10 protein-coding genes are annotated in these 23,304 nt (G+C 35.6%); 8 read left to right on the top strand and 2 right to left on the bottom strand.

The features are described 5' to 3' along the window. Positions 1 to 31: 31 nt before the first annotated feature. From tsaD to CLV90_RS08735, 8 genes are all read left to right on the top strand, one after another. Complete coding sequence (gene tsaD, locus CLV90_RS08770) at positions 32 to 1,060, top strand: tRNA (adenosine(37)-N6)-threonylcarbamoyltransferase complex transferase subunit TsaD (RefSeq protein WP_407943377.1); 1,029 nt, start codon at positions 32 to 34, stop codon at positions 1,058 to 1,060. 16 nt (positions 1,061 to 1,076) lie between these two features. Continuing rightward, a complete protein-coding gene (locus tag CLV90_RS08765; RefSeq protein ID WP_133687139.1) occupies positions 1,077 to 1,784 on the top strand; it encodes a 16S rRNA (uracil(1498)-N(3))-methyltransferase in 708 nt (235 codons plus the stop codon). Positions 1,785 to 1,843: 59 nt separating this feature from the next. Next, positions 1,844 to 2,494, top strand: a complete 651-nt coding sequence (locus CLV90_RS08760; protein ID WP_133687138.1) for a DUF4159 domain-containing protein — start codon at positions 1,844 to 1,846, stop codon at positions 2,492 to 2,494. Positions 2,495 to 2,497: 3 nt separating this feature from the next. Further along, on the top strand, positions 2,498 to 3,595 hold the full coding sequence (locus CLV90_RS08755) for an AI-2E family transporter (RefSeq protein ID WP_133687137.1): 1,098 nt from the start codon (positions 2,498 to 2,500) through the stop codon (positions 3,593 to 3,595). Between the two features lie 6 nt (positions 3,596 to 3,601). Next, complete coding sequence (locus tag CLV90_RS08750; protein ID WP_133687136.1) at positions 3,602 to 4,792, top strand: THUMP-like domain-containing protein; 1,191 nt, start codon at positions 3,602 to 3,604, stop codon at positions 4,790 to 4,792. Between the two features lie 397 nt (positions 4,793 to 5,189). Continuing rightward, positions 5,190 to 8,357 carry a SusC/RagA family TonB-linked outer membrane protein gene (locus CLV90_RS08745; protein ID WP_243835331.1) on the top strand — a complete coding sequence of 1,056 codons (3,168 nt, stop codon included), beginning with the start codon at positions 5,190 to 5,192 and terminating at the stop codon, positions 8,355 to 8,357. 5 nt (positions 8,358 to 8,362) lie between these two features. Beyond that, positions 8,363 to 10,051 (top strand): RagB/SusD family nutrient uptake outer membrane protein, encoded by a 1,689-nt coding sequence (locus CLV90_RS08740; RefSeq protein ID WP_133687135.1) that lies wholly within the window; start codon positions 8,363 to 8,365, stop codon positions 10,049 to 10,051. Positions 10,052 to 10,407: 356 nt separating this feature from the next. Continuing rightward, positions 10,408 to 13,743: a VCBS repeat-containing protein gene (locus tag CLV90_RS08735; RefSeq protein ID WP_133687134.1), complete on the top strand. Its 3,336-nt coding sequence runs from the start codon at positions 10,408 to 10,410 to the stop codon at positions 13,741 to 13,743. A 13-nt stretch (positions 13,744 to 13,756) separates the two neighbouring features. Here CLV90_RS08735 and CLV90_RS08730 read toward each other — a convergent pair whose 3' ends face one another. Together CLV90_RS08730 and CLV90_RS08725 are read right to left on the bottom strand one after the other, a co-directional pair. Further along, on the bottom strand, positions 13,757 to 14,470 hold the full coding sequence (locus CLV90_RS08730) for a carboxylesterase family protein (RefSeq protein WP_133687133.1): 714 nt from the start codon (positions 14,468 to 14,470) through the stop codon (positions 13,757 to 13,759). A 189-nt stretch (positions 14,471 to 14,659) separates the two neighbouring features. Then, positions 14,660 to 23,236 (bottom strand): T9SS type B sorting domain-containing protein, encoded by an 8,577-nt coding sequence (locus tag CLV90_RS08725; protein WP_133687132.1) that lies wholly within the window; start codon positions 23,234 to 23,236, stop codon positions 14,660 to 14,662. Positions 23,237 to 23,304 lie beyond the last annotated feature (68 nt).

Genomic DNA, 23,304 nt, shown 5'->3' with positions numbered 1-23,304 from the left:
TTACCTTTGTTATTCAAATTTTATTCCAAATATGTTGGATCACGAAACAATTTATATACTTGCAATAGAATCTTCTTGTGATGACACTTCTGCGGCAGTTTTGATGAACGATAAAGTGCTCAGTAATGTTGTGGCAACCCAGGCAATTCATAACGAATATGGTGGGGTTGTACCCGAACTTGCATCAAGAGCGCATCAACAAAATATCGTCCCAGTTGTTCATCAGGCCATAGCCAAAGCAAATATCGATAAAAAACAATTATCAGCCATAGCATTTACACGCGGACCTGGACTAATGGGTTCTTTACTTGTAGGTACCTCGTTTGCAAAATCCTTATCATTAGGTTTACAAATTCCACTTATCGAAGTTAACCACATGAAAGCCCATATTTTAGCTCATTTTATTGATGAGGAAACTATGAAAGCACCTTCATTTCCGTTTTTAGCACTGACCATAAGTGGCGGTCATACGCAGATTGTTCAAGTGAACGATTACTTTGATATGAAAATCATTGGACAAACTTTAGATGATGCCGTAGGGGAAGCATTTGATAAGAGTGCTAAAATTTTAGGTCTGCCCTACCCTGGCGGACCTTTAATTGACAAATATGCTGCAACCGGTGATCCTCATAAATTTGAATTTACTATACCGAACGTAAAAGATTTAGATTTTAGTTTCAGCGGATTAAAAACGAACATACTCTATTTCATTCAGCGACAAACGAAAGAGAATCCAGATTTTATTAAGAACAACTTAGAAGATATCTGCGCATCAATACAGTATACTATTATTACGATTTTGATGAAAAAGCTAAAAAAAGCAGTAAAGCAAACCGGTATAAAAGAAATTGCTATTGGTGGCGGAGTGTCGGCAAATTCAGGTATTCGAAAAATTTTGACCGAAGCACAAACCAAATACGGGTGGAAAACCTATATACCCAAATTTGAATATTGTACAGATAATGCCGCCATGATAGGTATTGTTGGCTATTATAAATACAAGAACGAGCAATTCTCTCAACAAAATGTAACGGCAAAAGCTAGGTATGTAATATCTTAATTCAAACAAAGTACAAATGCAACTTTTTTACAATCCAAATATAAAATCTGAAGACACCGCTTTTACTTTTGATAGCAATGAAAGCAAGCATATCATAAAAGTGCTCAGAAAAAAGACCGGTGATGAATTATGGATCACCAATGGCGAAGGCATTTTATTTGAAGCTAAAATAGTTGATGATAATATAAAAAAATGTGCTGTTGAGCTAATCTCATCTAAAAAAACACATCCAAAATCGCATTGGTTACATATGGCGGTTGCACCTACCAAAATGAATGATCGTTTTGAGTGGTTTTTAGAAAAGGCTACAGAAATAGGCGTAGATGAAATTACACCTATAATCTGTGATCGCTCTGAACGTAAAGTAATAAAGTTAGACCGAATGTACAGAGTTTTAGAATCTGCAATTAAGCAATCTTTGCAGACATTCTTACCCAAACTAAACGAACCAATAACTTTAAAGGAATTTCTAGATCAACCCGTATCGGGCCTACAATTTATTGCACATTGCGAAGAGAGTGAACGTCACGAGCTAAAAAGAAGAGTTGCCGCAGATAAAGATGTCACCATATTAATTGGTCCTGAAGGTGATTTTTCTCCAGAAGAAATTAGAAAGGCGATGGATAATGGCTATGCACCGGTTGCTATGGGTAAAACAAGATTAAGAACCGAAACAGCAGCAATTGTAGCCTGTACTATTGTAGCCTCTATCAATAACGGATAATTATAACCGTAAAAAATTATCCCTTCATTTTATCACAATCGATTTTTGTAGATTTGAATATGAAAATAATCCTTTCTGCTTACCTCTTTTTTATATCCTTTTCTAGTTTGTCCGTCTATGCTCAAGAAATAGCCATCTTAAAATATCAAGGTGGTGGCGATTGGTATGCAAACCCCACTGCCCTACCGAACTTAATAAAGTACTGCAACAATAACATTGATACAGCCCTAAATAACAAGCCAGAAACAGTTGAAGTTGGCAGCAGCTCTATATTTCAATATCCTTTTTTACATATGACAGGTCATGGTAATGTGGTTTTTTCAGATGAGGAACTAGAGAACTTAAGAAATTATTTATTATCAGGTGGTTTTTTACATATTGATGACAATTATGGCATGAAACCATATATAACGCGAGAGATAAAAAGACTTTTTCCAGATACCGCATTAGAAGAACTAGGCGCTGATCATCCTATTTTTTCGAATGCGTATACTTTTCCAAAGGGATTACCAAAAATACACGAACATGACGGACAGCGACCTCAAGCATTTGCCATTGTGAACGATAATAGAATTATTTTACTATTTACCTCAGAATCTGATTTAGGTGATGGTTGGGAAGACCCAACTGTACATAATGATACCCCAGAGGTTAGAGAAAAAGCATTACAAATGGGAGCTAATATTATAACTTATGTCTTTAAAAATTAATCAATGACCTCAAAAACCATTTCGCAAGGTATACTAAGAGCCATAGGTGTAATAGTAGGTATCGCACTTTTACTTTATTTTCTTTACACCATACAATCTGTAATCGCCTATTTGGCAATAGCAGCTGTTACAGCATTAATTGGCAGCCCATTGGTTCGTTTTTTAAGAAAAATTAAATTACCGAATATTTTAGCTGTAATTATCACCATGCTATTAATGGTCGGTGTTTTGGTAGGTATCGTTGCCCTTTTTATACCATTAATTTCAGAGCAAGGCAAAAATTTGTCGTTACTTAATATTGATGACTTACAGACAAGCTTAAATACACTTTACCATCAAATCACCAATTACCTAGGCCTTTCTTCGCATATAGTTGAAGATGTCATTGACGATGCCGGTTTAGAGAAGAACATACTACAGGGGTTAGATATAGGGTTTATTCCCAACTTTTTAAATTCTTTCTTAAATGTATTAAGCACTGCAAGTATTGGACTGTTTTCGGTACTTTTCATTTCCTTTTTCTTTTTAAAGGATAGCAAATTATTTGAGCATGGTTTATTGATATTCGTCCCCGTAGACAAAAAGAAAGGCACAACAAATTCGATAGGTAAAATTAACGGATTACTTTCAAGATACTTTGTTGGTCTATTACTTCAAATATTCATTCTGTTCGTTATTTACACCATAGTCTTGTTAATAGTTGGCATTGAAAACGCAGTGGTAATAGCATTTCTTTGCGCTCTATTTAATATTATACCATATATAGGCCCCATAATTGGCGGAGTAATTATGTTGACATTGACCATGACAAGTAATTTAGGTTCAGATTTTAGTGAGGTAATATTACCAAAAACAGGATATGTATTTTTGGGGCTATTAATAGGTCAACTGGTAGACAACTTTTTCTCTCAGCCATTTATATTTTCTAATAGTGTAAAATCTCACCCGTTAGAGATTTTCTTGGTAATTATTATTGCAGGGTTATTATTCGGCACCGTAGGTATGATAGTTGCGGTACCAGGTTACACGGCTATTAAGGTTATTCTGAAAGAGTTTCTTTCTGACAATCAAATTGTAAAATCTTTGACCCATAATCTTTAAGCATTCGTGAATTCTGAAATACTAGCTTACGAAGTACAGCAGTTTATCAATGATAATTTAAACACTGATATTCATAAAATCCTTTTATCTAAATCAAAATTTCCTGAGGTTTCTTCGAGAGAACTAGTTGAGCAAATAGAATCGAAATTAAAAGCAAAAACAAAATTACCCACTTGGTTTAACGCAGCTAACATCTACTACCCTAACAAATTAAATCTTTCGCAAACATCTTCAGAAATTACAGCGAACTATAAAACCACATTAGTTCATGGTACTACGATTATTGATCTAACTGCTGGGTTCGGTGTAGACTCTTTTGCCTTTAGCAAAAAAATGAACCATGTTGTCCATTTGGATAAAAATAAGGAGTTATCAAAAATTGCACAGCATAACTTTAAACAACTAAACGCTGCCAATATAGAATGTCTTGCGACTGATGGATTAGAATACTTAAAAGAAGCTAACACCCCTATTGAATGGATCTACATTGACCCATCTAGAAGAGATAAGGATAATAAAAAAGTTTATTATTTATCTGACTGCGAGCCTAATGTTATTACGAACATGGAACTTTTATTAGAGAAATCATCGAATATATTAATTAAAACTGGTCCGTTACTCGACCTTAAAAGCGGATTGAAAGAATTGACACATGTAAAAGAAATACATATTGTAGCCGTAAATAACGATGTAAAAGAAATTCTATGGTTGATTGAGAAAGATTTTAAAAATGAACCATTGATTAAAACCCTTAACCATAAAACAGATTCGGTTCAAGAATTTCAATTCTACTTGACCGAAGAACAGAATAGTGCATCGTACTATTCTAAGCCGCTTAATTATATTTACGAACCAAACGCAGCACTGTTAAAATCTGGAGCGTTTAAATTATTAAGCGAGCATTTCGACCTTAGAAAACTACATTCCAATTCTCATTTATATTCCTCAGATCAATTATTTACTTTCCCTGGTCGAATATTCAAGGTAGAGGGTGTTTATGATTATTCTAAAAAAATATTGAAAAAAGAAGGTATCATTAAGGCAAATATCACTACAAGAAACTTCCCAGATTCGGTGATTAAAATCAGAAAAAAATTAGGAATTAAAGATGGCGGTGAAATATATCTTTTTTGCACTACAGATATAGAAGAAAATTTAATCATAATTTCGTGTTTACAGATTTTTCAAGATCCTTAGAAGTAAAAAATAACTTCAATTTCATAGCATTTTACACCATATGAAAATAGCTATGATTGCAAAACTACAACGTTGTAATTTACATATTAAAGTGAATTTTTACTTACATTTTAAAATGAAAATGTTAAAATTTTAACGTGTTAAATTCCAAATTTCACAAGTGCTAAATTGCTGATAACTCAATAATTACGCCTATTAATACAGATTATTACAATAACAATAAGCCATAATGATTTTACGGTACCCATAAAATTTTAGAAGTGAAATATCGGTAATTGAAGTAAAATTGCTATTATTATACCAGATTTTGATTTTTTTAACATTTAAACATTGCAACAAACAATTTTAAAAAGTCAAATTCTACACGATTTATTTAAACTAACAAACAACAACGATTATGAATCAAAAACGTGATTACACGTTGATGAAATCCAGAAAAAGGTCTTCCTTTATTAAGACTGGAGTTTTATCAATGCTTGTTTGCTTAAGTGCCCAATTGGCTCAAGCAAATGAAAACACAAGTACTTCAAACGAAGTTGAAGTAAAAACGCTTCAATCTACAATTACAGGAACCGTTCTTGATGACACTGGCCAACCATTACCTGGTGCCAACGTCGTAGAAAAAGGAACTACTAATGGTACACAAACAGATTTCGATGGTAACTATAGCTTAAATGTATCTGATGGTGCTACATTAGTATTTAGCTATATAGGATTTAAAAGTACACAAATCGCAGTAAATGGTCAATCTACTGTTAATGCAACTTTAGCTGAAGATGCTGCAGCTTTAGATGAAGTTATTGTATTAGGTTACTCTACTCAAACAAGAGGTGACTTAACAGGTTCTGTAGCATCTGTAGATGTGTCAGAGGCAACAAAAGCACCAGTTGTAAACGCCGCCTCAGCATTACAAGGTCGTGTAAGTGGTGTAACTGTAGTACAAAATGCAACACCAGGTAGTCCACCAAAAATCAACATTCGTGGTTTTGGTACAAGTAACAATACCAATCCTTTGTTTATTATAGATGGTCTACAAACAGATGACCCATTTGTTTTGAACAGTATTAACCCGAACGACATTGACCAAATGAACGTTTTAAAAGATGGTGCTGCTGCTATTTATGGAGCAAGAGCATCTAACGGGGTAGTAATTATTACAACTAAAGGTGGTGGTTACAACATGGATAAACCAATTGTTTCTGTTGATACATATACAGGTGTTTCTACAGTAGCAAATACTCCAGAGTTTTTAAATGCACAACAGTTAGGAGATGTATTGTTTCAAAGTTCTGCTAATGATGGCACTGCTTTTGATCATCCACAATACGGGAATGGATCATCTGCAGTAGTCCCTTCTTCATTAAATGGTTACACGAGAGTAGTTTCTTATGACCCTATCACAAGAGGTCCAGCTTCTGCAACTGTTAATCCTAATGGTACAGATTGGATTGATGCAATTACTAGAACTGCAATTATACAAAGTGTAGCTTTTTCTGTAGCAAATGGCGAAGAAAACAGTAAATACAATCTTTCTGCAAACTTCTTGAACAACCCAGGTAACTTATTGGAGACTGATTATAAAATTGGACAAATTCGTTTAAACTCTGAATTTAAAATTGGCGATAAAATAAGGATTGGTGAACACTTTAGTACCGCATATTCAAATTCTAAAGGTGGCGGAGGCGCTCAATATGAAGAAGCTGTTAGAAGCAGCCCATTAATACCTTTATATGATGATGAAGGAAGATTTGCGGGCACCGGTGCACAAGGCACAGGTAACTCTAGAAGTCCATTAGCGCAATTAAGTAGACAAAGTGATAATTTCAATAAAACGATTAGAATTTTAGGAGATGTTTACATGTCTGCAGAGATTTTGAATAATCTAACCTTTAAAACAACTTTTGGTGGAACATTAAATTCATTTAATACACGTGGCTTTCTAGCATTAGATCCAGAGCATAGTGAGCCATTAGGTACAAATGCACTAACAGAGCGCAACCAAGATGGTTATTCTTGGACTTTTACGAATACTTTAAACTACAAAAAAACATTTAATAACAGTAAGATTGATGCCTTAGCAGGTATTGAATCTGTTAAAGATGGTATAAAAGGAAAAGTAGTTAGTCGTACTGGTTTCTTATTTGAAACTCCAGATTTTTACTTATTAAATAATGGTAGTGGAATTCCATTAGTAAATGAAGCTTTTGATTCTGCAACCTCACTTTATTCGTTGTTTGGTTCAGCTACATATTCTTATGGTGACAAGTATTTCGTTACAGGTACTTTACGTAATGATACCTCTTCACGTTTTGCTGGAGATAACAAAAGCGATACCTTCCCATCAATTAGTGCTGGTTGGGTAGTTAGCAAAGAAGATTTTATTTCCTCAGATTCTGCATTAAGCTGGTTTAAATTAAAAGGATCTTGGGGTCAATTGGGTAACCAATCGTTACCAGCTAGCAACCCTACTATAAATATTTCTAGCCTTAGCGAAAGTCTTGGTAATTATGCTATTGATGGAAGTTCTATAGCAACAGGCGCAATTTTATCTTCTGTAGGTAACCCTAATTTAAGATGGGAAACTAGTGAAGCTATTAACGCTGGTATTGAATTAGGTTTTTTTAATGATAAATTAAATTTAGATTTTGAATGGTTCAACATCAAAACCAAAGATTTAATTACGCAAGACAACAGCTTAATTAGTACAACCGCTATTGATGCTGGTGCACCTTATGTAAACCTAGGTAATGTTGAAAATACAGGTTTTGATATTAACCTACGTTACAAAGATGAAACTACCAATGGTCTTAAATATGGTTTTGACATTAACTTCTCTCACTACAAAAATGAGGTAACATCCTTAATTAGTGAATTTCAAGTGGGTGATGAAAGCTTCCGTGGCGGTGCTGTTTCAAGAACACAAGTGGGCCAACCTATTTCCTCTTTTTATGGTAGAGAAGTAATCGGGTTTACAGATGCAGGTAGATTTGAATATAGAGATGTTAATGGTGATACTGTAATTGATGATAATGACAGAACCTTTATTGGTTCTCCTCACCCAGATTTTACCTATGGTGTAAACTTTAATTTAGGCTACCAAGCATTCGACTTATCATTGTTCTTACAAGGATCTCAAGGAAACGACATTTACAACTACACTAAAATATTTACAGATTTCCCAACTTTTGTTGATGGTAATCGTAGTGTAAGAGTATTGGATTCTTGGACACCAACAAATACTAATGCTACCCTGCCTGCACTAAGTAACTCTATACAAAACAGTGAAACGCAACCAAATTCATACTTTGTTGAAGATGGTTCTTACTTACGTCTTAAAAACATTCAATTAGGCTATGCTTTCCCTGATAAAGTAGCTGATAAAATTGGATTAGACTCATTCAGAGTTTATATACAAGGTACTAACATACTTACTATTACAGGTTATGAAGGTTTTGATCCAGAAATCATCTCCTCAGTAACTGGTAATAATTTAACATTGGGTGTAGACAGTCAGGTTGTTCCTCAATCTAGAATATTTACACTTGGATTTAATTTAAAATTGTAAAAAAAATGAAAAAGAATTTAATTTACTTACTCACATTATTTATTGCTATAAGTGCATGTAGCGATGACTTTACAGAGCAACCAGCAATTGGTGCACTTAGTGATGCCGCGGTTCAAAATGAAGCAGGCGTAGAATTATTGCTTGTAGGTGCCTATTCCACATTAGATGGTATTCGTCTCAATAGAGCTGGTAATGAATTTGCTGCAAGTGGAGACAACTGGTGGTTTGATGTTTTAGCAGATGATGCACATAAAGGAAGTACTGATGGTGATCAAGCTGAACTTTTTGAAATGGAAACTTACAATTGGACAACCGGTAACCCTTATATTCTTGGAAAGTGGTCTTCTACTTTTGCAGGAGTAAACCGTGCCAATGCAGTTATTGCCTTAATAGCAACTATAGAAGATGCAGATTTAACTGGAAAACTTGCAGAAGCTCGTTTTTTACGTGGCCATTTTAATTTTGAACTGCAAAGAATCTACGGAAATGTACCTTACATTTCTGAAGAAAATTATGCAAACACAGAATTTAACCAGCCAAACCCTGGTCCTATTTGGGATCAAATAGAGGCTGATTTTCAGTTTGCAATTGATAACCTGCCAGCTTCTCAAGCGCAATCAGGTCGACCAACCTCATGGGCTGCTAAAGCTTATTTAGGGAAAGTTCATTTACAACAATCTGAATGGGCTGCTGCTTTTGATTTATTCGAAGAAGTAATCAATGACGGTCCATATTCTTTAAATCCTGAATTCATAGCGAATTGGGAAAGCACAGGAGAAAATAGTTCTGAAGCTATTTTTGCAATTCAATTTACTGCAGATGATGCAGTATCGTATAATGGAAATATTGGTGGTGTATTAAACTTCCCAAACCCAGGTCCATTTGGATCATGCTGTGGTTTTTACCAACCAACTCAAGATTTAGTTAATGCATTTCAAACAGATGCTACAGGGCTACCATTATTGGACACCTTCAATGATTCTGATGTAGCAAACGATTACGGACTAGAAGATGCTGATGCATTTACACCGCATACAGGTCCTTTAGACCCTAGATTAGATTACACTGTTGGTAGAAGAGGTATTGACTATAACCGCTATGGTACTTTCCCTGGTCACTCTTGGATTCGTGCAACGTTCGCAGATATTTCCGGTCCTTATTTACCAGCTAAGAACGTGTACCAATCTGGTGATACCGATAATCAAGGTACTGGCGCATGGGGTCAACAACATGCAGGTATAAACTACCATATCATCCGCTTTGCAGATGTATTATTAATGGGTGCTGAAGCTGCTGCTGAAACCAATGATTTAGCTTCTGCGTTAACATGGGTAAATTTAGTTCGTAACAGAGCTAAAAATATGACTTACATTCAAAATGAAGCTGGTGATGCAGACGCAGCCAATTATGTCATTGAACCTTATACTTCTTTTGCAAGTCAAGACTTTGCTATAAAAGCAGTACGTCATGAACGCCGTTTGGAGCTAAGTATGGAAGGTCACCGTTTATTCGACCTTAGAAGATGGGGTAATGCTCCAAGTGTAATGAATGAATACATTGCAAATGAAAGCCGTACAATACCTAACTTTGGCACCAAGGCTAAAACTGTTGAAGCAAAACATAACTTATTGCCTATTCCTTTAACTGCTATCGATTTAAGTGGTGGAATTTTACAACAAAATGATGGATTCTAATCAATAGGATTATTATTGTTTAAAAGCAGGACATTTTTCAATGTCCTGCTTTTTTTTAAGCAAAACATAAAAAATTAGACACCGTATTTTATGATGGAGTCGTAATCATAATTAGTAATTCATGACAGCATCTATTCATATTTAAATTTGAAAAAATATACATGAAACAATCACGTTAAATCTTTAACTAAGTACACTACTACTTATGATATTCAGTACAAAAACACTATTTTGGTACTGCAAAAATACAAATCAACATTTGCGAACTAGAGACACTCAATCACGTTATTTTCTTTTAATAATCTAACTACAATTTGAATACTTCTTCTCAAGTAACTAGCGCTAAAAATTCAATTATGCGAATATTTTCGGTCATAACAATTACATTTTTAACAATCAGTATTTTTTCATGCAATCATAAAGAATCTACCTCACTTTTTAAAGTGGTTCCTGCTTCTGAATCAGGAGTTGATTTTAACAATAAAATTATAGAAACCGACAGTTTCAATATATTAACCAGTGAATACATATTTAATGGTGGTGGTGTTGCAATTGGTGATTTCAATAATGACAATATGCCCGATATATTTTTTAGTGGAAATCAGGTTGCCAATAAATTGTATTTAAATCAGGGTGATTTTAAATTTAAAGATGTCTCTAAAGAATCTGGAATAGAAGCTTTAAACAAATGGAATACAGGTATAGCTCTCGCCGATATCAACAATGATGGTTTCTTAGACATTTACGTTTGTTCTGCCATGCTAAACAGTGAAGAGGAAAAGAAAAACATATTCTTTATACATCAAGGTTTAGATAACAATGGTATACCCTTCTTTAAGAATATGGCAAAAGAATATGGCCTGGAAGAATCTGGCAATAGTATGGGTGCATCTTTCGTAGACTATAATAAAGATGGTCTTTTAGATTTATATGTTTTAAACAATGTAGATGTACATATTTTACCATCTAATTTCAGAAAAAAAATAACAGATGGCTCTGCCTTAAGTAATGACAAATTATATAAAAATAATGGTGATGGAACATTTACAGATATTACTATTGAAGCAGGTATTACCATAGAGGGTTATGGTTTAGGACTTTCGATTGCAGATTTAAATTATGATGGTTGGCCAGACATTTATGTAAGTAATGATTACTTGTCTAATGATATTTTATATATCAACAATCAGGATGGCACATTTTCCAATAAGATAAAAGAGAACATTAAGCACCAAAGTAAGTTCTCTATGGGTAATGATATATCCGATTTTAATAATGATGGTTATCTAGATATCATCACTTTAGATATGCTTGGCGAAACCAACGAAAGGCTAAAAACAACTTTATCTGGAAACAAGTACACAGAGTATATCTTAAATGATCGTTTCGGTTACGAATACCAACACACAAGAAATATGTTGCAAAAGGGTAATGGTAACAATGTACCTTTTAGTGAAATTGGTTTAATGGCAGGTGTATCAAAAACAGATTGGAGCTGGTCTCCCCTATTTGCTGATATGGATAACGATGGTTATCAAGATTTATTAATTACAAATGGGTTTCCAAGAGATATTACTGACTTAGATTTTGGTGATTTTAAGTTCAACGTAAGTAGATATTTAAGTCCCGCTCAAATTTTGGATTCTATCCCAAAAATCAAGATTCCCAATTACGCATATAAAAACAATCAAAATAACCGGTTTACAGATGCGAGCGAAGAATGGGGAATAGGCATTCCCTCCTTCTCTAATGGCGCAGCATTTGCCGATTTAGATAACGATGGTGATTTAGATTACATCGTAAACAACATAAACGACGAAGCACTTATTTTTCAAAACAATACGAATCAAAAAGATGACCAACATAATTATCTAAGTATAGATTTAATAGATTCCTCATCAAAATCGATAAAGACAGGAGCAAAAATTGTATTAAGATTTAATGACGGTACTTTTCAATACCAAGAACACCATACGTATAGGGGCTATATGTCTACCGTTGAAGACATAGCACATTTTGGACTAGGCGACAAAAAACAAGTAGCATCTGTTGAAGTACTTTGGGCAGATAATAAGTATCAAAAATTAACCAACGTCGAAGGCAACCAAAGGGTAACCATAAAATATGAAGATGCAATTGCTATATCTTCTGAAAATCCAAAATTTCCGTTTGTTGCAAAAGAAACACAACCAGTTTTCAATGAAGTTTCTAATGCTATTGGAATAAACTATTTACATGAAGAAAATGATATTATAGATTACAATATACAACGCACTATACCACACAAATTAACCCAGAATGGTCCCGTAACAGCGGTTGGGGACCTTAATGGTGATGGCATAGAAGATTTTATTATTGGCAGTTCTTCAGGTACTTCCCCACAATTATTTTTTCAAGACAAAGTTGGTAATTTCAATCAACAGGCATTATTTAACGATGAAGATCATAAACTATATGAAGAAGAAAGTATTGCCTTATTCGATTTAGAAAACGATGGCGATCTAGATATGTATTTAGTTTCTGGCAGTAATGAATTTAATTTAGAAAACATAAACTATACAGACCGATTATTTCTAAATGATGGTAAAGGGAATTTTAGTGTTTCGACAGATAAGATGCCACGAGTAAATGCAAGTGGTTCAATTGTTACCATTTCAGACTTTGATAAAGACGGCTTCGTTGATCTCTTCGTTGGTGGCAGAACACCTTATTCAAAATATCCAACTGCTGAAAAAAGTTTCTTATTAAAAAACGAAAATGGCATATTAAAAGATGTGACAGATAGTCTTGCTCCAGAATTAAGAAACATAGGTATGGTTACCGATGCCATTTGGGCAGATATTGATTTAGACGGAAATGACGACTTGATTATTATTGGTGAATTTATGCCTATTACTATTTTCAAAAATAATAGAACTAGTTTCAATAAATTAGAGAAAACCGGAGTAGAAGAACTTTCTGGTTGGTGGGAAAGTATTGTAAAAACTGACATCGACAATGATGGTGATATTGATTTCATAGTAGGAAACCTGGGTACGAACAACTTCTATCAACCATCTTCAGAAAGACCAGTTACCATAATCGCGAAAGATTTTGATAACAATGGTACTATTGACCCTGTCATGTTCGCTTATTTTAAAGAGAGCTTTGATAACCCAACGTACAAATCATTTCCAGTAAACTTTTGGGGAGATTTAAATGGTCAAAGCCCCCTATTTAGAGCCAAATTCAGCACTTTTAAAGAATACTCCAAAGCAACCATCTCAAGTTTATTTACCGATGAAGAATTAGAAGAATCAATAAAGCTAATTGGTAATTTCGACAAGAGTATAGTTCTAGAAAACATTGGCAATGGCACATTTAAATATAGCCCACTACCCATAGAAGCACAAGTTGCTCCAATTAATGGAATTACAACATTAGATTATAATAAGGATGGTAATGAAGATATTTTGTTAATCGGTAATAATTTTGGAAATGAAGTTTTCGTAGGAAGAAATGATGCCTTCAACGGCTTATTATTAGAGAATGATGGCAAAGGAAATTACATAACTAATAATACTATAGAAAGTGGATTTTTAATACCGGGTGATGCAAAAAGTATTATAAAAGTAAATAGTAATATAGTAGACCGACCATACTTTGTTGTTACTCAAAACAGAGATTCTGTAATGGTATTTCAGAAAAATTAACTAGAACGTTTAGTTACTTCAACTCCTGATTCATAAACCAATCATAAAGTGCTTCCGTTTCGTAAGCTTTGATCCATGCACTGTGTCCAACATTGGGGTATTTAGTGAAAATTACTTCGTACCCCATTTCTTTTAATTTAGCTACCATGGTTTCAGATTCTTCTATTGGTATAGATTTATCTTTCTCGCCGTGAAAAACCCAGATGGGCATATCCCTATTAATCCAAGAAGCATAAGGTAAGGGCGTCATACCACAAACTACTGCCATAGCAGCGAAGGTATCAGGGTATTGTACTGCCATTTCCCATGCAGCTCCGCCCCCTCGGCTTAATCCGGTTAAATAAATTCTACGTTTGTCTATTCTATTCTTGTTTACAACGGAGTCCAACAATTGCTTAACTGCCCTTGTATTCCACCACTTTTTCTCGTTTGGGTTCTGGGGTGCCAATATTAAAAACGGAAATTTTTTTCCCTGAACTATCAATTTAGGCGGACCATTTCTTTTCACCGTAACCAAGCTATCGCCAGATTCGCCACCGCCATGTAAAAATAATAGTATTGGGAAATCTTTATCAGGCTCCTCCTCATAATCTTCTGGGTAATACAAGTAATAGGCTAGATTTTCTTTCACATTCGTTTCCATTTCTGAATCTATCAGAATAGGTTTTGCCTGAGATGCACAACTTTGAAAAATAACCAGTAAAACAATATATAAAATTGACCTCATCTGTAAATTCGAAATTTCTATCAAATGTACCCTAAAAAGAAACTCTTTTAAAGTTAAAGTGGTTTTAGGTCCAATTGTACTCTAAAAGTTAGACGAACAAGAATTCAAAAACTTATTTAAAATTTTGCGAAACAAAAAAAGAGGATACACAATGCATCCTCTTTTTTAAATCTATATTCTCTCTTTTATTTATCTGTATAAAGTAAAGTGACCTACATACTTAATTGCATCACTATTTGCATTAACTACATACCAATAATCGCCTGTTGGCACTTCTTTACCTTCATATTTACCATCCCAGCCGCTTACCTCATCTAATATAGCCACTACTCTACCATAACGGTCATATATTCTAACCTCCACACCATCAAAAAGTTCCCTATTATTTGGAGACCAGATATCATTTAGGTTATCTCCATCAGGAGTAAAGAAATTAGGGAATTCTAACATACCTGTAAATTCAAATGGTACGCTAAGCTCTAACTCACAACCTCTTGCATCTCTTACTCGAACATTTACTATTCCGCTTTCATTGGTTGTAAATGTAGTTTCCTCACCGTAAGATTGTCCGTTGAAAAAGAATTCATATTCTCCATATCCACCAGCTGCTGTTGCAAGAACTTCGTTAGGTCCGGTTTTATCCACTACAAGGCTTAAAGGCTCATACCCATCGATACTAAACTCCACCATATTGGTACAACCATTTTCATGATAAATGTATACGATATGATCACCAGCAGGTAAATCTCCCCAAACATACTCATCGGTTGCATTTGCTGTTATAGCATCTGTCGGATCAATAGGATCAAGAGCAAACATCAGCTGAGACAATAAGTTATTATTTTCCAATTGTATCGTAGTCGTACTAGTTGGGAATATACCATCACAGCCGTATTGAACTAATGGCTCTGCAGTAAGATCCACACCTATATTTATGGTAAACAACTCTGATATTGAACAAAGATTAACATCTTGAATGTAAATAACATAAGAAGCTCCGCCTTGTAAATTTTCTATAATAGCACCTGTATAAGGAGCAAATACTGCTGTACCCGATTCATCTATTGGATCGACCATTTCAATCTTATACTCAAAATACGGAGTAGGGTTTACCGTAACATCGTCGAACGGAGTACCACCTATTATATCAAAAACAACAGAACCATCATTGGCACCAATACATAATTCAGGTGTGGTATCGATATTTATAATCTGTAACTCATCTGGCTCTTCAACAGTGATAAAATCTTTTTCAAAACAACCATTGTCATCTTTTATTAAAATCTCATAAGTACCTGCTGCAAGCTCATCAAAAGTATACGTACCTGGATTATCAGAATCACTAAAGAATTCATTAAAGTTCGGTGCAATTGCAAATTGAATTAAGCCAACGCCACCTGCGCTAACAGAAATAGAAATAGACCCATCTTCTTCACCATTACAAGTAACATCAGTTGCTACAGCATCAAATATTATTGGATCAGGCCTAACTATTTCAAACGGACCATCAATAGCCTCACAAGTTAATCCACTTGTAACACCAATCCAATAATCAGTACCTTCAGGAAGACCTTCAAAAGTACCTTCTGATTGGGGACCTCTGAATATAGTTGCTGTACCAATATTAAAACCATCTGTTGGTTGCCCTATGTATAAGGTAAACATATTATTACCTACACCACCACTTGCAAAAGATTCTATTCTACCATCTAATTCAGATGCACAAGAAATTGGATCCACTGGAGAGTTTGGTAAAAATTCAAGATCAGAAGCATCAGTCATGGTAATACCATTAGAACGTATTGCCGGACAAGCACCCGATGCATTAACCTTTCTTACATCATATTGATATGTAATTCCCTGTACACCTGTAGCATTAAAAGAATTACCTGTCATTGGAATATAAGTACCTATAGTTACTCCGTTTTCAACTCTTAAATACTCATAGGTAAATAAAGGGTCAGGATTCTCTACTGTCAATCTTATTTCTCCATCTCCTCCACAACCAGGTACTCTTATTTGCACCAAAACAGGTTGAATTGGTGGTGGTGGATCAACATAGTAGGCATCAGTTACAGATGAACATCCAAAACTAGAAGAAACTTCTATTGCATACCAACCAGCGCTAATATAACCGCCACTATCGCCAATGAAAGTAGGCGTATTCTGTAATCCACTTTCAGACACAACAGCTGTATTATCATTACCGCTTAAATACAATAATGTATAGTTATATCCTGCACCGGCAAAACCCCCACTTGCACCAGCCGTAGCCGTTATAACATCACCAGTTGTAATATCATAAGCTTCAAGCACTGCATTGTTACCATTAGGGCAATCTAAAGTTTGAGGCTCTCTAATACCGGCTATAATTTGTGGCACTTCTTCCAATTCTATTTCTACCGTATTTGTACATCCTTCTACATCAGTAATTTCTACTTCATAGAATCCGAAAGACAAACCTGTAAATTCATTATTATTTGAGAAGGCGGCAATTTCAGTAGTATATGTAGCACCGCCATCTGTGCTCATCAACAATCTATACTCATACGGAGTAGTATCCCAACCACCGATACCTGTAGCAATTATCTCACCTGTATCGTTCGTACAACTTACATTACCTATAGATTCTGCAGTTACTTGAAGTTCTCCATTCGGCGTTCTAATATTTGTAACATTACTTGTACCTGAACAGAATGGTATATCTGCAGAAACAACATCAACGATCAAGTTACCACCTGGTAAATTATCTATTCTTGCTTCATCTCCATTTACGTCGGGGTAATTAGTTGTATTAAAAGTTTGAGAAGCTAAAAGTGTAGACCTTGTTACGTCTGTAGCTTCATAAACAAAGACTTCAAATTCACCTGTGTAATTACCTACGGTTATGAATAACGCCCCATCATTGCCTGGTACTGCACAACTAACAGGTTTTGCCTCGCTAATTAAAACCGTTGGAATCTCTGGAGTATTCACCGTATGTACAGGCATTGGGTACGTACAACCGACTGTATTATCTATAATCTCGAATAAGTAATCTCCAACAGCAGGTAAATAAACATCTACATAATTATTACCAGAAGTATTCGATACAGGAGCTACAGCAGTTACGGAAACCGTATTAACAGTAAAATCGGTTGTACCCGCTACTTCAATACGAACACGCTCATCATCTCTACAGTTTAAAATATCTACATCAACAATTGTTGGAACAACATCTGTTGGCGGATTGATTGTTGGTACATCGAAAAAAGTTTCACAACCATTACCGTCTATAGCGTACACCGTAATATTCTGAGCAGAACCATCATCAATAATTTCAAACGTATTACCAGTTTGATAATTTTCATGACCAGTGATACTATACTGATATCCTGAACCAATGGTTCCAGGATTAACAACATTTACAGTAATTATAGTTGAACTATATCTATTAGCGCCTGGCTCACAAGCGAAATCTGGAGCACTAGCGGTAATACTAAATGCATCAGGATTATCAATTGTGTGTATTGCAGATAAAACTTCACAATTACGAGCCGTTACTACCTGAACTTGATAATCACCTGCCGGTAAATTTGAAAAAGCGCCCGTATTATTTCTATCATGCTCTAAACTTGTCGTTAAGTTATTTAGGATATAGGTAATTGGAGTGTCTTGAGAGGTAAATGGCACCAATGCATTTGCAGGACCAACTACCACCTCTATAGACCCATCATTTTCATCTCTACAGCTAATATCAATTGCTTCTTCTGAAACAATTACCGGTTGTGCTGCCTGATTTAAAATGATGTTTGACACCGTAGTTTCACAGAAACCAGCACCATCGTTTACAATGTTGTCGGTTATCAAAACCTCATAAGTACCAGGAGCTAGACCTGTAAATATTGGATCATTACTTTGTGTTATCGGTCCTACGGTATTTGAATTATAATCAACACCTGTTAGTTCAAATTCAAAATCTCCACTACCACCAGTTGTTGCTATTGTTATTTCTCCATCTGCATCATTACACGTACTATCTGTAGAAAACCTACCCGTAGCCGATAAGAAATCGTAAACCGTAGCAGTACCTTCACTAGTACAACCATTAGCATCTACAACATCTACAACATAATCACCAGGAGTACTTACGATATATGTATACTCCCAAAAAGCACCAACTACGGTTGGTAATTGCTCATCACCACCCAAAGTAAATCTTGGCGTGTTTACTGAACTAGGTACTCTTACTGTAATATCAAAAGCAGTTGAAGTAGGATCACATTGATTTACTACTGCAAATGTTGGTACCGGTAAATCTGGATCTAAAGAAATAATGGTAGCAATATCAAATGAAGTACAACCACTTGCATCTCTTACATAAACATCATAAGTACCATCTGGTGCAGAGAATGTAGTATCGGTTGTCCAATCTGTAGCTGTTGGTGCAAAGCCATTATCCATAAAAGCAAAATCATATGGTCCACCAGAACCACCTCTACCCTGTACGGTAACTTGACCAAAAGCATTACAATTTGCAGGAACTTCCTGTAAAATATCAATATCCGGTAAATTTTGAAGTATCGTAACCGGTGCGGCATCTGTACATGTATCGGTTAAATTTTCAACCAATATCTGATAGTTGCCCGGTAATTCTGCATATGTATCTGAATAAGGCAATGCTGTTGTGATTACAGAATTTTCAAGAATCAAACTTGAGCCATCTGAATTATCCATTAATGTAATTCTTAAAGCATCACCAATGGTATAACCAATAATGTCATAAACTATTTCTCCATTTCTATTTACATCACATGCCCCAGGCGTTGATGTTGCCGTAACATCTAAAGTTGAAGGTGCATCTATTGGAGGAATTTCTTGCTCATAAGTACAATTTGTTACCACGTCTAAAACAACCACTGTATATGCTACTCCGTATTGAATACCATCCGCAGTATTACTAAACGTATGATCGTTTACGGCGGGCGTATCATTCAAGTTATAAAAACCTGGTTGATCTATTAATCTTATTTGATATGAACCAGAACCTCCAGTTACGGTAACAGCATAAGTAAATGATGTATCATCACAATCTGCTGGTGCCGGTGGCGGTATTGGTGTTATAACTACTTCGTTTGAAGTAATAGAAACAGTATCGATATCTGTACATCCATTAGCGTCAATAGTAATAACCGTATAATCTCCAGTTACTAAAAGTGGATCCAAAATTTGTACGGGTAAGGCAGAAGGATCAACATCTTCCATTCTTGTAATTTCTACCCCTGTATTATCTTCTATTACAAAAGTATAGTTAGCCGTGCCATCAGTTACAGCATCAATATTGATACCACCACTAACTGGTCCACTACCTCCACAAACTGCCTGTACTTCAGAAACTGTTGTAGCTGGTGGGTCAGTTGTATCTAATATAATGTCAAAAGTAGCAGCTGGGGTCTCACAACCTCTAGCATCTCTTACTAAATAAGAATAAGTACCTACAGTTAAGCTTGAAAATACAGTTTGAGTACCCCAACCGGTTCCATTGAAATTAACTTCGTATGGTGGTACACCGCTTGTAGCATCTGGTATTATAGTAACAGAACCATTGTTAGTAGAACTACAACTTACCGGTCTAGCAACATAAGATGCGGCTGCAATATTTTGAGGCGGATTCAAAGTAATTGAAACAGATTGTGCTACACAACCGCTACTTGTTGTATTATTATCAGTGATTCTGAAAACATAATCTCCAGGTACGTTTGTATCATAATCAAAAGTATTGGTAGAAAATGGAATTGCAGCACCAAAAGTAGCACCACCATCAGCACTAACTTCATATTGCTTTGTACCAGCACCTGATGTATAACCTCCATTTACACTAACTTCAATTCTACCATCAGCTCCACCACAAGGTATTTCAGCTACTATACTTGTATTCACTCTTAATTGAGGTGCAATAGTAATTGGAAGACTAGCCGAACAGTCGTTACCATCAACAACTTCAATCGTATAATTACCAGGAGAAAGTCCCGCAAAAGTTGCAGATGGTTGAAGTGTACCTCCATTTATTCTATATTGATGTGTACCAATAGCTGCTGTTCCCGCAGTAGAAGTGACTACTACAGTTGCTCCAGTACCTGCAACGAAACAAAAATCTGACGACGGACCATCTAACGTTATGCTTGGCGCATCAATTGGGTTTAAATCGAATGAGAATGTATCTGTACAGCCCTCAGCATCTTCTACAGTTAATATGTATGTTCCCGCTGCAGAAAGATTACTAAAGGTTCTTCCAGATTTTGGTCCTATTTGTGGCCCTACAGGCTGTGTTAAGGTATATCTAAAAGTTCCCCAACCACCAGTGGCATTTGCTCTAACAGCTCCTAAATTTCCATTTGCACAGCTCATATCTGTAACTGTACTCGTTGACAAATCTAAGACCGGAGCATCTTGAATATCGAAAGATGTCGTATCCGTACAACCAGTATCTGCATCAGTTACTGTAATTGTATAGGTACCCGCCCCAGATAATGGCAATACTACTTCGTTAGCACTTTGAGGTCCTCCAGAGAATAATCCTCCGTTAATATCATATGTGTAATTATTCGCAAAACCGTCAATAATGAAAGTACCCGTACCATCGGTTTCTCCATTACAAACTCTTAAATCTCCGCCAGATTTTACCCTAACACGTATAGAACTAATTACTATAGGTCTAAAACCTTCAGTATAAGAACAACCATTTACATCTGTAATTTGAAAAATATATGCTTGAGAGGTTAGTAAACCTGTAAACGTATCGTTGTTTCCATTATCAAAATAAGCGGGACTAATAATTTCATATCTATTGATAGCCGCGTTGCTTGTTGGTGTCAACTGAACATCAGATGTACCTGCCGCACAACTAATGTTGCTTTGTGCAAAGTCTAAATTTGTAGGTGGATCAACATCTAAAATATCAATTGCCGTAAGGTTTAAACGACAACCACCTGCATCTTTAATAATAGGTGTATAGGTACCAGCAGCTAAATCGGTATAAGTAGTCGTTGCTGAGAAATTAACTCCATCAATACTAAAAACATATCCACTACCTGACCCACCAGAAAATGGACCAACAAAATCAATTTGTCCGCCAGTTGTTGCAGCTCCTGTACAAGTAACATCAGAAACTTTAGTTGCACTACCTGTTAATGAACCAACAGTATCTACCGTTACCGATGGCAACGCTAAAGTACATTCGAAGGCACCTTGTTGATATCTTACTTCAATATCATTATAAGTACCCGCAGCTACCGAAATTTGTGGTGTACTTACCCATGGGGCAGCAGCACTTTCTCGATAAGAAATATTATACCCTCTACCATTATTTATTGTAAACTCTAATTTTGCTCCACCGTTACTACACGTACCATCAATACCTGCAACCGTTATATCTGGCGGCAATAAATCTTCAACATCAGAAGAAGCGTTTATTATGCAACCATTAGTATCGGTAACTACAAAATCATAGGTACCTGCAGTAGTTACTGTATATATTGTGGTACCAGAATCTGTGGCAGCATTACCAAATGCCGGTTGAACCGGTCCGCCATTTACGGTAAATGTATATGGAGCAGAACCTCCTGTAGTATTTAAGGTAATGTCTACGCTAGAAATATTTGAACAACCAAAACTACTATTTACCTCGGTAGAAGCATCTAAAGCAGAAGCCCCAGCACCAATAGTTAAGGGATTTCCGCTTGTATCTACATTTTGTCTTGGAGCAGCAATTCCGTTTAAAGGATCTCCTTTACATTGTTGCGTTTCTACCTGTACCGTATATGTACCAAAACCTACCGCAGAAAATGTATAAGGGTTGGTTGGTATAAAAGCAGTAAATTCTTGGGCAACACCACTAGAATTCAACAACGTATATTTATAAGGACCAGGAACATTAGAGGCGGTAACAGTAATACTACCTGTATCGCCGCTACATAATGCATCTGTAAAAGTTGCGGCTATTTCAATCTCCTTTTCTTCTATTGTAATAGGCTCATAGGGGTATTCACATGTATTGGCGGTATTTCTTAATCTTGCTAAAATATTATAAGTACCAGGTGTAAGGTTAGAAAATATAGCTCCTTGCCAAACAGTACCACCATCTATACTAAATTCGTAGGCACTCGATAAATTGGTAATCTGTATTCTACCATCAACACCACATATATAATCTTGTTTTACGTATGTTTGGGTAATGGTACTTTTCTTTACTTTAAAATAGTATGGTTGACCGTTTACCAGAACTCTATATTCGGCACCTGAAGTTGCAGGTACAGAACTGGCATCTAAATTAAATGTTTGTCCAGAACTAATTGTAGAATAACAAGAGGCTGTAGTGCTCGGGCATTCTGTATTTACGTTCGCTGTGCAAGAGCCACCCAACACTTGCCATGAAACTGAACTATGTGGACCACCAGATAAACTTATTGTTCTATCGTCAAAATCACCACATAAATTAAAACGTGCAATGGTAAAACCGTTATCGTTACAAGTTTCAGTAGCATCTGCACCCACAATCAGAGTAGTAAACATTGCCGAGGCAGTTAAGTTAGACTTTCGTGCAACTTGAGCTTTCTTTTCTAAGGTCGATTTGTTTTTGGTAGAAACCGAAACAGCTTTTTCGATTACATGTGCCACCTCTTCGTACAAGGTAGTTACTTTAGAGTTGGCTAATGCCGTAGTACCTATTACTGAAATAACAATCAGAAAAAGTACATACAGCGCATACCGCTGTTGTTTTGGAAGCATAGGTTAAGTTTCGTTTTTAAGAACAAAGTCGATTTGGGATCTAATTAGTTCTTTGGTGTAATTTTTTG

Source organism: Maribacter spongiicola, assembly GCF_004364165.1.
Lineage (GTDB): Bacteria > Bacteroidota > Bacteroidia > Flavobacteriales > Flavobacteriaceae > Maribacter > Maribacter spongiicola.
The sequence above is the reverse complement of the archived record's forward strand: the minus strand, read 5'-3'. Positions and strand labels throughout refer to the sequence as shown.

Coding starts and splice junctions, on each gene's coding strand:
- tsaD (WP_407943377.1), top strand. CDS start 32: ATGTTGGATCACGAAACAATTTATATACTTGCAATAGAATCTTCTTGT.
- CLV90_RS08765 (WP_133687139.1), top strand. CDS start 1,077: ATGCAACTTTTTTACAATCCAAATATAAAATCTGAAGACACCGCTTTT.
- CLV90_RS08760 (WP_133687138.1), top strand. CDS start 1,844: ATGAAAATAATCCTTTCTGCTTACCTCTTTTTTATATCCTTTTCTAGT.
- CLV90_RS08755 (WP_133687137.1), top strand. CDS start 2,498: ATGACCTCAAAAACCATTTCGCAAGGTATACTAAGAGCCATAGGTGTA.
- CLV90_RS08745 (WP_243835331.1), top strand. CDS start 5,190: ATGAATCAAAAACGTGATTACACGTTGATGAAATCCAGAAAAAGGTCT.
- CLV90_RS08740 (WP_133687135.1), top strand. CDS start 8,363: ATGAAAAAGAATTTAATTTACTTACTCACATTATTTATTGCTATAAGT.
- CLV90_RS08735 (WP_133687134.1), top strand. CDS start 10,408: ATGCGAATATTTTCGGTCATAACAATTACATTTTTAACAATCAGTATT.
- CLV90_RS08730 (WP_133687133.1), bottom strand. CDS start 14,470: ATGAGGTCAATTTTATATATTGTTTTACTGGTTATTTTTCAAAGTTGT.
- CLV90_RS08725 (WP_133687132.1), bottom strand. CDS start 23,236: ATGCTTCCAAAACAACAGCGGTATGCGCTGTATGTACTTTTTCTGATT.